This window comes from Massilia niabensis, from assembly GCF_042655085.1.
GTDB lineage: Bacteria > Pseudomonadota > Gammaproteobacteria > Burkholderiales > Burkholderiaceae_D > Telluria > Telluria niabensis.
The window spans coordinates 241,664-253,120 of record NZ_JBHSMU010000013.1 but is presented as its reverse complement, the minus strand read 5'-3'; the positions used below and the strand labels follow the sequence as shown (position 1 = coordinate 253,120).

Here is an 11,457-nt window from a genome sequence, read left to right as displayed (position 1 = left end):
AAATACAAAAAAGGCCTGCAACTGGAAGCTGCAAGCCTTTGATATCACTACGAATTCTGGTGGGAAGTGCAAGTTTCGAACTTGCGACCCCTGCAGTGTGAATGCAGTGCTCTACCCCTGAGCTAACCTCCCTGACAACGAGGCGTATTATGCCACAAGATTTCTCTACCGTCACCCCTGCAGAGAATAATTTCTCCAAACACACTGTCCTTTGACGCCCTTGTCGAGTCCGGCAAGCACCTCTTCGTGCTGCGCCGCTTCGTCCGCGCTGGCGGCGACGACTATGATCTCGCCCAGCGGCACGGCTTCCAGCAGCGCGCCATCGTTGGACGTTTCCACTTCATGGTCCATCGACAGGGAGTTCTGGCCGCGCGTCATGGCCAGGTAGACGTCGGCCAGCAGTTCGGAGTCCAGCAGCGCGCCGTGGAGCTTGCGGTGCGCGTTCGAGACGCCATAGCGATCGCACAGAGCGTCCAGCGAGTTCCGCTTGCCCGGGTGCATTTCTTTGGCGTTGACCAGGGTGTCGATCACGCCGCTGCAGTGCGAGACAAAGCTCGGCAGGCCGAGGCGCTGGAATTCCGCGTTCAGGAAGCCCAGGTCGAAGGGGGCGTTGTGGATGATGACTTCGGCACCATCGATGTAGGCGCGCAACTTCTCGGCGATCTCGTGGAACTTCGGCTTGTCGCTGAGGAACTCCGTGGTCAGGCCGTGCACGGCGAGCGCGGCCTCGTCGGACTCGCGCTCGGGGTTGATATATTCGTGAAAGTTGTTACCGGTCAGCGTGCGATTGACCAGCTCGACGCAGCCGATTTCGATGACGCGGTCGCCAGTTCGTGGATTCAGGCCGGTGGTTTCGGTGTCGAGGACTATCTGGCGCATGGCGGGCTTTTGTTAAGTTGAGGCAAGCCGGCAGTATAGCGCAAGCGGACTCGGCTTAACGACGTACCGTTGCCGCCCCACGGTTCGCCAGCACGTCCGCCCGCTCGTTGCCCGGATGGCCATTGTGGCCGCGTACCCATCTCCATTCGACGGCATGCTGCTGCTGCGCCAGGTCGAGCGCCTTCCACAAATCGTCGTTTTTCACGGGTTCCTTGGCCGCCGTCTTCCAGCCGCGCGCCTTCCAGCCGTGGATCCATTCGGAAATGCCCTTCTGGACGTACTGGCTGTCGGTGTGCAGCACGACTTCACAGGGGCGATTAAGCACGCCGAGCGCTTCGATCACGGCCTTGAGCTCCATCCGGTTGTTGGTGGTGTTCGGTTCCCCGCCAAAAATTTCCTTCTCGTGACCATCAGCAACCAGCAGCGCGCCCCACCCGCCCGCGCCGGGATTGCCCTTGCAGGCGCCATCGGTAAAAATTTCCACTTTCGTCGTCATGCAGCCCGGTCTTTCCTTGGTTCGTTATTCTCTGGATTCTATTTCTCTATTCGTGGCCGGGACCGCTTGCGGCGCCCGGCTCGACTTCTTGCTCCACGCCGGCCCGATCAGGTGCATGCCTTTGACGCGCTTGATCGCGTGCACGACATACACCGCGCCCAGGTAAGGCCACCAGCGCTGGCCCGCCGCTTCCATGCCGGAGAAGCGGTCGATCCACTGGGCCGTGCGAAATGGCGGCGCGTAGCAGCCGAAATGGCTGCGCGTGGGGCCAAGATTCAACAATTTTAACCAGTCTTTCAGGCGGGGCATAGAGATGAATTCGCCTGCGGCCGGCAGGTAGCCGCTGCGCGTGACCTTGCCGATGCCCTGGCGCATGCCCCACAGGCTGGCCGGATTGAAGCCGCAGATGATCACCTGCCCTTCGGGAATGAGCACGCGCTCGACCTCGCGCAGCACCTGGTGCGGTTCGGCCGCGAACTCGAGCACGTGCGGCAGCACGACCAGGTCGAGGCTTTGCGAGGCGAAGGGCAGCTCGGCGAAGTCGAGGGCGACGGCGATCTGCTTGCCGCTCGCGGCGAACTCGAGCTCGTCGAAGGTGGAGGTGCGCGTGGCGGCCTGCCACTTGTTCGGCATGCGGTTGGCCGCCAACGCGTCGATCTGCGGCACGCCGATCTGCACCGCGTTGTAGCCGAAGATGTCGGCCGTCAGCTCGTCCAGGCAAGCTTGCTCGAAGGCGCGCACGTAGGCGCCTGCCGGCGAAAGCAGCCATTCGTCGAGCGCTATAATGGATTTTTCGGATGCAGCGCTGTCCATGACGACCTCTTTTCGTAAAACCATGACCCATCTGCCTGACGGCGCATCGCCGGCTGACCTACCAGTAACTACAGCGTCAGCCGACGCCCGTAACGATTTGAGTGTCCTGACCGTACCCGCGTTCAAGGATAATTACCTTTGGCTGATCCATGACGGCGTCCATGCCGCGGTGGTCGACCCTGGCGACAGTGCACCTGTCCTGGTGGCACTAAGCGCACATGGCCTGACCCTCACCTCCATTTTACTCACCCACCATCATGCTGACCACATCGGCGGCGTGCCCGCGCTGCTGGCGCGTTTTCCGGTTCCGGTGTATGGACCGCGCAGTGATGGTATCGATGCGGTAACCCATCCCTTGTCGGAGGGCGACCGCGTCGCCGTGCCGGGGCTCGGACTGGAACTCGATGTGCTCGACGTGCCCGGGCACACGCTGGGGCATATCGCCTACGTGCGCCGCACGCCCGGACTGCGCTGGCTGTTCTGTGGCGATACGCTCTTTGCCGGCGGCTGCGGGCGCCTGTTCGAAGGCACGCCGGCGCAGATGGCAGCCTCGCTCGAGAAACTGGCGGCCCTGCCGGAAGACACGGAAGTATATTGCGCGCACGAATACACGCTGTCGAACCTGCGGTTTGCCGAGGCCGTGGATGCGGGGAACGCGGCGCTGGCCTTGCGGGTGCGTGATGAGAGCGCGAAGCGGGCCGCAGGCTTGCCGACGGTGCCGTCGAGCATTGGGCTGGAGCGCAGGACGAATCCGTTCTTGCGCTACCGGGAGCCTGGCATCCTCGCGGCGCTGGTAGCCGCGGGCAGGTTGCAAGATCGGGCGACGCCGGTGCAGGCTTTTGCAGCCTTGCGGGAGTGGAAGAACGTGTTCTGAGGCCGCGTGGCGCAAAACGTTCGACGATGATCGGCGGGTGAGACCACGTGGTGTAATTGAGGCCAATGGCCTCAATTACGCGCCACCCTACGCCGGCCTCCAGGCAGGAAGGACCTAGGGTGGCGGGCTGAACCCACTCTTTTCAGATCTCCTCGTACAGCGGCAGCGTCAAAAATTCCGCAAACTGTTCCGATGTCGACATTTCCTCGAAGATCGCCGCAGCGCGCGCATAGCTCGGGTTGTCGCCATTCGGCGCGTCGGCTTTTGCCTTGGCCAGTTCTTCCGGGATCATGGCGCGCACCATCTCGGCCGTGACCTTGCGTCCGTCGTCCAGCACGCCCTTCGGCGAGCGGATCCATTGCCAGACCTGCGAACGGCTGATCTCGGCGGTGGCGGCGTCTTCCATCAGGTTGTGGATCGGCACGCAGCCATTGCCGGCCAGCCAGGCGCCAAGGTAATGGATGCCGACGTTGATGTTGTAGCGCAGGCCGGCTTCGGTGATCGGCGTTTCGGGCTTGAAGTCGAGCAACTGGGCAGCGGTGACCTCGACGTCCGGGCGCAGCTTGTCGATCTGGTTCGGGCGCTCGCCCAGCACCTTGGTGAATTCCGTCATCGCCAGCTCGACCAGGCCCGGGTGGGCGACCCAGCCGCCGTCGTAGCCATCGGTCGCGTCGCGGGCCTTGTCGGTGCGCACGCCGCCCATCGCGATCTCGTTCTTTTCCGGATCGTTTTTGATCGGAATCAGCGCCGCCATGCCGCCGATGGCCGGGGCGCCGCGCTTGTGGCAAGTCTTCAGTAACAGCAAGGCATAGGCGCGCATGAAGGGCGCGGTCATCGTCACTTTCGCGCGGTCGGCCAGGCAGAAATCCTTGTCCAGCTTGAATTTCTTGATGCACGAGAAGATGTAATCCCAGCGGCCCGCATTCAGGCCGGCGCTATGCTCGCGCAATTCGTACAGGATCTCGTCCATTTCGAAAGCGGCGAGAATGGTTTCGATCAGCACCGTGGCCCTGATCGTCCCGCGCGGCAGGCCGAGCGCTTCCTGGGTGGCGATGAAGATATCGTTCCACAGGCGCGCTTCAAGATGTGATTCCATCTTCGGCAGGTAGAAATACGGCCCGGCGCCGCGCGCCAATTGCTCTTTTGCGTTGTGGAACATGAACAGCGCGAAATCGAAAATGCCGCCGGAGACGCGCTTGCCGTCCACCAGCACATGCTTTTCATCGAGGTGCCAGCCGCGCGGGCGCACCACGAGCGTCGCCACCTTGTCGTTCAGCTGATAACGCTTGCCGTTCTGCTCGAGCGAAATCGTGCGGCGCACGGCGTCGACCATGTTGATCTGGCCGGTGACCTGGTTGTCCCAGTTTGGCGAGTTCGAGTCCTCGAAGTCGGTCATGTAGCTGTCGGCGCCGGAGTTCAGGGCGTTGATGACCATCTTGCGCTCGACCGGGCCGGTGATTTCGACGCGCCGGCATTCGAGCGCCTGCGGAATCGGCGCGATCTTCCAGTCGCCGTCGCGGATGTAGCGCGTCTCTGGCAGGAAGTCCGGCCGTTCGCCGGCGTCGATGCGCCTGGCGCGCTCGATGCGAGCGGCGAGCAGTTCCTGGCGGCGCGGCTCGAAGCGGCGCGTCAGGTCGGCAACCAGGGCCAGGGCCTCGGGCGTCAGGATCTGCTCGTAGCCCGGTTTGATCTCGGCCCGGATCTCGAGACCCGGTGGCGTCGTGATGGTCATCGTCGTACTCCTTCTAGGTTGGTATGCGGTCAAGGCCAAAGGCGGCCGCGGGGGCTGGTCTTGGCGTTTGTCATATCATCAAGTATATTCAACACAAAGTAGCGAAACGATACATTTACTCACTTCATCTGTGCGTATTTGTCACAGATCCGGGACGCCGACGGGAAAAGCATGGGGAAATTTCGGGAAATATCCACCTTTGTCGAGGTCGTGGCGCGCGGCAGCCTGTCGGCCGCGGCGCGCGCCGAAGGCATTGCGCCGGCGATGATCGGCCGCCGCCTCGACGCACTCGAGAGCCGCCTCGGCGTCAAGCTGCTGCAGCGCACGACGCGGCGCCTTGCCCTCACCGACGAGGGCGCCGCCTTCCTGGAAGACTGCCAGCGCATCCTGGCCGAGATGGAAGAAGCCGAGAGTGCGGTCGCCGAGCGCAGCGCCCACGCGAAGGGGCATTTGCTGGTGTCGGCGCCCGCGGGCTTCGGGCGCCAGCACGTGGCGCCGCTGCTGCCCTCCTTCCTCGCCGAACACCGCGAGGTGACCGTCAACCTGAACCTGAACGACCGCATCGTTGACGTGGTCGGCGAAGGCGTCGATGTCGCGATCCGCATCGCCAGCCTGTCGGACTCGAACCTGGTGGGCGTGAAACTGGCCGACAACGTGCGCGTCGTCGTTGCGTCCCCCGCCTACCTGAAGCGCCACGGTAGGCCGCGCCAGCTGGCCGACCTCGCTCGCCATAACTGCCTGGCGATCAGCAGCGAAGGCAGCCAGCGCGGCTGGACTTTCCTCGATGCGGGCAAGACGGTGACCTTGAAAGTACCGGGCAATATGGTCTGCAACGATGGCGAGGTATTGCATGACTGGGCCCTGGACGGCAAAGGCCTGGCCTGGCGTTCGATGTGGGAAGTGGGCGCGCAGATTGCTGCGGGACGGCTGGTGACGGTACTCGATGAATATGCGGCGCCGGGAAACGATATCCATGCGGTATTCGCCCAACGACGCCATTTGCCGTTACGGATTCGCGCCTTTGTCGATTTCCTGCGCCGCGCTTATGCCGAGCGCCTGGGTGGCGGCGGTGCGCCGGTACGGAACGCCAAGGCCGAGGCCGACGCCGACGCCGACGCCAAGGCGGAGGTCGATTATATCGGTGATCGGAAATTAAAAGCCGGTTGAAACAGAAAGTCCAGACGAAAAAAATCCCCGGCAAGCCGAGGATTTTTTCATCGGTAATTCAGACGATTAGATCGGCTGGATGTTCGATGCTTGTTTGCCCTTAGGACCCGAGGTCACGTCGAACGAGACGCGCTGGTTCTCTTGCAGGGACTTGAAGCCTTGGCTCTGGATTGCCGAGAAGTGCGCGAACAGATCTTCGCCGCCTTCATCAGGGGTGATGAAGCCGAAGCCCTTCGAGTCATTGAACCATTTAACGATGCCAGTTGCCATTACAATTTCCTATTTCAGTTAAGTGGGCTTACGCCCGTTTATGATCGTTTGAAGTAGCAAGAAAGAAATGACAGACAGACTGCACTACTAGCTCGAACCCAACGATCCCGTATTATACCGAATAAAACAGATTGCAAACGATTTTCGCAAAATAAATGTGCGGACCGCTTAACAATGCTCGAAACCAACTTTGCGCGGCTTGATTTTGAATCGGCAGTAAGGAGAATATAGGGCATCGACAAAGCTGAAGTTTGCGGTGGATCAAACGGTCCGGTGCAAGACTTTTGGATCAAGGCAATAGCGAAAAAGCGGCGCTGTGATACGCGGGAGCCGGACCCTCAAGGCCGGCACGCACGAAATCGTCGAGCGCGGCCAGCCAGGCGCGCCAGTCATCCTCGCCCACGGTGTCGAACGCGCGCAGCACGCGCAGGCGCTGTTCCAGCGCGCGCGCGCCCTGGCCCAGCTCGCGAAAGCCGAAGGTCACCGCGGCGCCGGCCAGCGTATGCAGCAGGGTCTGCAATTCGGCCACCTGCTGCGGCCCCGGCGCGGCGGGATCGACGCCGGCCTGGGCCGCCTGGATGCGTCCGAGCGTCGCCGGCAGGCCATCGCGGAAGGCCTGGTTGGCCTGCGTCAGGCGGGTGAAGAAGGCGGTGTCCGCCTTGTTCGCTCCGCTCGTCACGTCGCCCGTCACTTGGTACCGAAGATGCGGTCGCCGGCGTCGCCCAGGCCCGGCACGATGTAGGCGTGCTCGTTCAGGTGCGAGTCGAGCGACGCGACATACAGCTTCACGTTCGGATGCGCGTCATGGAAGACCTTCACGCCTTCCGGCGCCGCCACCAGGGCCAGGAACAGGATGTGCTCGTCGGGCACGCCGCGCTTTTTCAGCACGTCGACCGCATGCACCGCCGAGTTGCCGGTAGCGACCATCGGGTCGCACAGGATGAAGGTGCGCTCCGAGGTGTCCGGCAGGCGTACCAGGTACTCGACCGGCTCGTGGGTGTCGGGGTCGCGGTACACACCGATGTGGCCGACGCGCGCCGAGGGCACCAGTTCCAGCAGGCCGTCGCTCATGCCGATACCCGCGCGCAGGATCGGGACGATCGCCAGCTTCTTGCCGGCGATGACCGGCGCGTCGATCGTCACCAGCGGGGTCTGGATCGGACGCGTCGTCAACGGCAGGTCGCGCGTGATCTCGTAACCCATCAGCAGCGTGATTTCCTTGAGCAGCTCGCGGAAGGTGCGCGTCGAGGTGTCGTGCTCGCGCATGTGCGACAGCTTGTGCTGGATCAGCGGGTGGCTCAGGATGTAGAGGCTGGGAAAACGCGGGTCTTGGTTCATTGTCGACATGTGGTGTGATCGGTGGTTGTTGCTTGTAACCTGCCATTATCCCAGCCAAGCACGCATTTGTCGCGCCCCGGTTGTAGAAATTTCATCCTAAACCTAAAGCGCGAGTGCCCGCGCCAGGATGGCCTCGACATCGAGTCCGGCCGGCAGCCGGCCAAAGGCCCCGCCGACGTCCTGCTCGATGCGCGAGGCGATGAAGGCCTCGGCCACGAAGGGCGGCGCGTGCTGCAGCAGGCAGGCGCCCTGCACCGCGATGACGAGCCGCTCGGCCAGGCAGCGCGCGCCCGCTTCGTCAGTGCTGCCCAGGTCGCGCTCCAGCGCTTCGGCGTAGCGCGCGAAGCGCGCGTCGAGCGCAGCGGCCGGCGCCAGTTCGGCCTGCAAGGCGGCCCGCGCCGCGTCCGGGTTCTTGCCGAGCGCGCGCAGCACGTCCAGGCACATCACGTTGCCGGACCCTTCCCAGATCGAGTTGACGGGGAACTCCCGGTACAGCCGTGCCAGCGGGCCATCCTCGACATAACCGTTGCCGCCCATGACCTCCATCGCTTCGGCGCCAAAGGCCGGGCCGCGCTTGCAGATCCAGTATTTCCCGGCCGGGGTCAGGATGCGCCCGAGCAGGCTCTGCTGCGGGGCCCCGGCCTGATCGAAACAGCGCGCCAGTCGCAGCGCGAACGCAGTGGCCGCTTCCGACTCGAGCGCGAGGTCGGCCAGCACGTTCTGCATCAGGGGCTGCTCCGCCAAGGGTTTGCCGAAGGCGGCCCGGCCGCGCGCGTGATGCAGCGCGTGGCAGAGGGCGGCGCGCATGATGCCGGCGCTGCCGACCACGCAATCGAGCCGCGTATGGCTGCCCATCTCCAGGATCGTCGGGATGCCGCGCCCGACTTCGCCGACCAGCCAGCCGACTGCGCCGCAGAATTCGACTTCGGACGACGCGTTCGAACGGTTGCCGAGCTTGTCCTTCAGGCGCTGCACGCGGATGGCGTTGCGCTCGCCATCGGGCAGGAAGCGCGGCACGAAGAAGCAGGACAGGCCACTGCTGTCGGCGTCGTTGTCACCCTTGGCCTGGGCCAGGATCAGGTGGGCGTCGGATTGCGGCGCCGAGAAGAACCACTTGTGGCCGACGATCTGCCAGGCGCCCTCGCCCTCCTCGCCGAAGCGCGCCCGCGCTTCCGGTGGCGGCATGGGCACGGCGCGCGTGGTATTGGCGCGCACGTCGGTGCCGCCCTGCTTTTCCGTCATGCCCATGCCGATCAGGGCGCCGCGTTTTTGCCCGACCGGCAGCGAGCGCGGGTCGTAGTCGAGCGAGAGGATCTTCGGCAGCCAGCGCTCGCCCAGCGACCCGGCGCGGCGCAAGGCCGGCACCGACGCATAGGTCATCGTCACCGGGCATTGCGCCCCGTTCTCGACCTGCCCGAACAGGAGGTAAGCGGCCGCGCGCGCGACCTGGGCGCCGGGACGGGGATCGGTCCACGGGCTGCTGTGCGCGCCGGCGCCGATCATCAGGTCCATCAAGGCATGCCAGGCCGGGTGGAATTCGACCTCGTCAATGCGGCGCCCGCTGCGATCGAAACCGGCCAGGCGCGGACCGTTGGCGTTGGCCAGGCGCGCCAGGTCGAGCACCTCGAAGCGGCCGAGCCGTTCGCCGAGCGCGGTCAGTTCGTCAAAAGCCCAGCCGGCGCCCTCGCGCACCAGGGCCTCCTGCAGCGCCGGGTCGATCGAGAACAGGTTGACGTCCCCAAACGGCGGTGCCTGGTTGAAAACTTCATGTGTTTCGAACGGATTCATCACGGCTCCCTGCCCCGGAAAAACAATAAATGTTGCGCCAAAGCATCGCTTTCGACGGATTGCTTCCCTTGTTTGTTTCCTATCGGCGACAATGCAAGCAGCATCGGCAACCGGATTGTTAGCGATCCGGCAAGAGGCTAACGCAAAGCGCAGCTTCCAGCAAGACGCCCCTGCTGTAACGCAAATGAAGCGCAAATGAAGCGCGAACAGAAACTGCACGCCGGAATTTTCTGATTCCGGATGGAATTTTTAAGTGATAAAGTCACCTTTGGTTTGATAAACTCGCGCGGTTCCACCCATTACGGGTGCCAGCAATAAGGCAAATATTTTAACAATGCGCTCCAGTTCCGCCGCCGTGCCGATCGACCCGCCGCGCCAGCAGGCAGGCACCGGTCTCGACAGCCTGATGGAGGCGGCCGGCGACGCCGTGTTCCAAATCGCGGCGAACGGCCAGATCCGCGCTGCCAGCCGCCGCGCCGTGCGCCTGACCGGGCTCGACCTGCCGCTCGAGGGCGTGCCCCTGGCCGCGCTCGTCGCCGACGCCGAGGCGCCCGCTCTGCGCACCGCGATCGTCGACGCCGTCGCCACCGGCGAACCGGTCCTGGCGCGGGTGCGCCTGCGCTGCAACGGAAGCGACCCGCGCGAACCGCACACCCCCGCCATCGATACCTGTCCTTTCGAGTTGCGCATCGCCGCCATGGGCGACGGCGTCCTGCTCGTGATCGGGCGCGACATGAGCGCGCAGCACGCCACCGAAGAGCGGCTGCGCCACATGGCCACCCACGACGCGCTCACCGAACTGCCGAACCGGCTGCTGCTCGCCGACCGCGTGCGCATGGTGGTGGCCAACGCGCGCCGCTCCGGCCAGGGTTTCGCGGTGGCGACCGTCGGCCTTGACGGCTTCAAGAAGGTCAACGACGGCCTCGGGCACCAGGTGGGCGACATGGTGCTGCGCCAGGCCGCCACGCGCTTGCGCCGTGCGCTGCGCGACAGCGACACGCTGGCCCGTCCGGGCGGGGACGAATTCGTCGCCGTGCTGCCGGGCACCGTCACCGACGCCCAGATCAAGCTCGTCACCGGGCGCCTGCTGGCGGCGCTGCAGTCGCCGTTCGAGATCGACGGCCACACGATCTACCTCGGCGCCTCGGTCGGCGTCGCCCTGTATCCGCAACACGCCGAGGACGACAACGGCCTGCTGGCCCTGGCCGACGCGGCGCTGGCGCGCGCCAAGGAAACCGGCAAGGCGCGCGCGGTCGTCTACAGCGTGCGCGAGGAAGGCCTGCCGCAGCACGACATTTCGCTCGAAGCTGCCATGTTCAGCGCGGTACGCGAGGGTGAATTCCTGCTCTACTACCAGCCGATCGTCGACGCCCGCACCCGGCTGATCGAAGGCTTCGAGACCCTGATGCGCTGGAAGCACCCGACCCTGGGCATGGTGCCGCCGGTGCGCTTCATCCCGATCGCCGAGACCAACGGCCTGATCAACCTGCTCGGCGCCTGGGCCCTGAAGGCGGCCTGCATGCAGTTGCGCCAGTTCGAGGAAGCAGCCGGGCGCGACCTCTACATCTCGGTCAACATCAGCCCGCGCCAGTTCCGCAACGACAAATTCCTCGAGGTGCTCGACCAGGCGCTGGCGCTCGCCGACCTCCCCGGCGCCAAGCTGGTGCTCGAAATCACCGAGGGCACGCTGATGGTCGATCCGCAGCATGCCGAAACCATCCTCACCCGCATGGCCGAGCGCGGCGCGCGCATCGCGATCGACGATTTCGGCACCGGCTACTCGTCGCTGGCCTATCTGAAGCGCTTCCCGATTTCGGTGCTGAAGGTCGACCGCGCCTTCGTCAAGGACTTGCCGGGCGCGCACAAGGAAGCGGCCATCTGCAGCGCCGTGCTCGACATGGCGCGCCACCTCGACCTGGTGGTCGTGGCCGAAGGCGTCGAGACCGACGAGCAGCTCGGCTGGCTGCAGCAGCGCGATTGCCGCTACGTGCAGGGCTACCTGACCGGCAAACCGATGCCGGCCCATGTCGCGCTGACGGCCCTGCAAGACAACCATTACACGGCATTGCTGCCGCAAGACCGGCGATGAATACCCGAGGA

The 11,457-nt window shown here is 64.5% G+C and carries 11 protein-coding genes and 1 tRNA gene; 3 read left to right on the top strand and 9 right to left on the bottom strand.

Annotated features, from left to right (window positions below):
* Positions 1 to 57: 57 nt before the first annotated feature.
* From ACFPN5_RS13000 to ACFPN5_RS12985, 4 genes are all read right to left on the bottom strand, one after another.
* Positions 58 to 132: transfer RNA gene (locus ACFPN5_RS13000), tRNA-Val, on the bottom strand.
* Between the two features lie 39 nt (positions 133 to 171).
* Positions 172 to 879, bottom strand: a complete 708-nt coding sequence (gene dnaQ / locus ACFPN5_RS12995) for a DNA polymerase III subunit epsilon (RefSeq protein WP_379783844.1) — start codon at positions 877 to 879, stop codon at positions 172 to 174.
* Positions 880 to 934: 55 nt separating this feature from the next.
* Complete coding sequence (rnhA, locus tag ACFPN5_RS12990; protein WP_379783842.1) at positions 935 to 1,375, bottom strand: ribonuclease HI; 441 nt, start codon at positions 1,373 to 1,375, stop codon at positions 935 to 937.
* A 24-nt stretch (positions 1,376 to 1,399) separates the two neighbouring features.
* Positions 1,400 to 2,188 carry a class I SAM-dependent methyltransferase gene (locus ACFPN5_RS12985; protein WP_379783840.1) on the bottom strand — a complete coding sequence of 263 codons (789 nt, stop codon included), beginning with the start codon at positions 2,186 to 2,188 and terminating at the stop codon, positions 1,400 to 1,402.
* Here ACFPN5_RS12985 and gloB point away from each other — a divergent pair.
* Complete coding sequence (gloB, locus tag ACFPN5_RS12980) at positions 2,187 to 3,062, top strand: hydroxyacylglutathione hydrolase (protein ID WP_379783838.1); 876 nt, start codon at positions 2,187 to 2,189, stop codon at positions 3,060 to 3,062. The genes ACFPN5_RS12985 and gloB overlap by 2 nt on opposite strands.
* A gap of 142 nt (positions 3,063 to 3,204) precedes the next feature.
* On the opposite strand, the gene aceB is transcribed toward gloB, so the two are convergent.
* Complete coding sequence (aceB, locus tag ACFPN5_RS12975; RefSeq protein ID WP_379783836.1) at positions 3,205 to 4,794, bottom strand: malate synthase A; 1,590 nt, start codon at positions 4,792 to 4,794, stop codon at positions 3,205 to 3,207.
* Between the two features lie 171 nt (positions 4,795 to 4,965).
* Between aceB and ACFPN5_RS12970 the strand changes: the two genes are divergently transcribed.
* Positions 4,966 to 5,961, top strand: coding sequence for a LysR family transcriptional regulator (locus ACFPN5_RS12970; protein WP_379783834.1), 996 nt, complete (start codon positions 4,966 to 4,968; stop codon positions 5,959 to 5,961).
* Between the two features lie 66 nt (positions 5,962 to 6,027).
* Here the strand turns inward: ACFPN5_RS12970 and ACFPN5_RS12965 are convergent, their stop codons facing one another.
* From ACFPN5_RS12965 to ACFPN5_RS12950, 4 genes are all read right to left on the bottom strand, one after another.
* Entirely contained in the window at positions 6,028 to 6,231 is a 204-nt protein-coding gene (locus ACFPN5_RS12965; RefSeq protein WP_182988379.1) for a cold-shock protein, read from the bottom strand.
* A 289-nt stretch (positions 6,232 to 6,520) separates the two neighbouring features.
* On the bottom strand, positions 6,521 to 6,910 hold the full coding sequence (locus ACFPN5_RS12960) for an Hpt domain-containing protein (RefSeq protein WP_379783832.1): 390 nt from the start codon (positions 6,908 to 6,910) through the stop codon (positions 6,521 to 6,523).
* 8 nt (positions 6,911 to 6,918) lie between these two features.
* Positions 6,919 to 7,569, bottom strand: coding sequence for a uracil phosphoribosyltransferase (gene upp / locus ACFPN5_RS12955; protein WP_379783922.1), 651 nt, complete (start codon positions 7,567 to 7,569; stop codon positions 6,919 to 6,921).
* A 102-nt stretch (positions 7,570 to 7,671) separates the two neighbouring features.
* Positions 7,672 to 9,357, bottom strand: a complete 1,686-nt coding sequence (locus ACFPN5_RS12950) for an isovaleryl-CoA dehydrogenase (protein ID WP_379783830.1) — start codon at positions 9,355 to 9,357, stop codon at positions 7,672 to 7,674.
* Positions 9,358 to 9,691: 334 nt separating this feature from the next.
* Between ACFPN5_RS12950 and ACFPN5_RS12945 the strand changes: the two genes are divergently transcribed.
* Positions 9,692 to 11,446: a putative bifunctional diguanylate cyclase/phosphodiesterase gene (locus ACFPN5_RS12945; protein WP_379783828.1), complete on the top strand. Its 1,755-nt coding sequence runs from the start codon at positions 9,692 to 9,694 to the stop codon at positions 11,444 to 11,446.
* Positions 11,447 to 11,457: the final 11 nt, after the last annotated feature.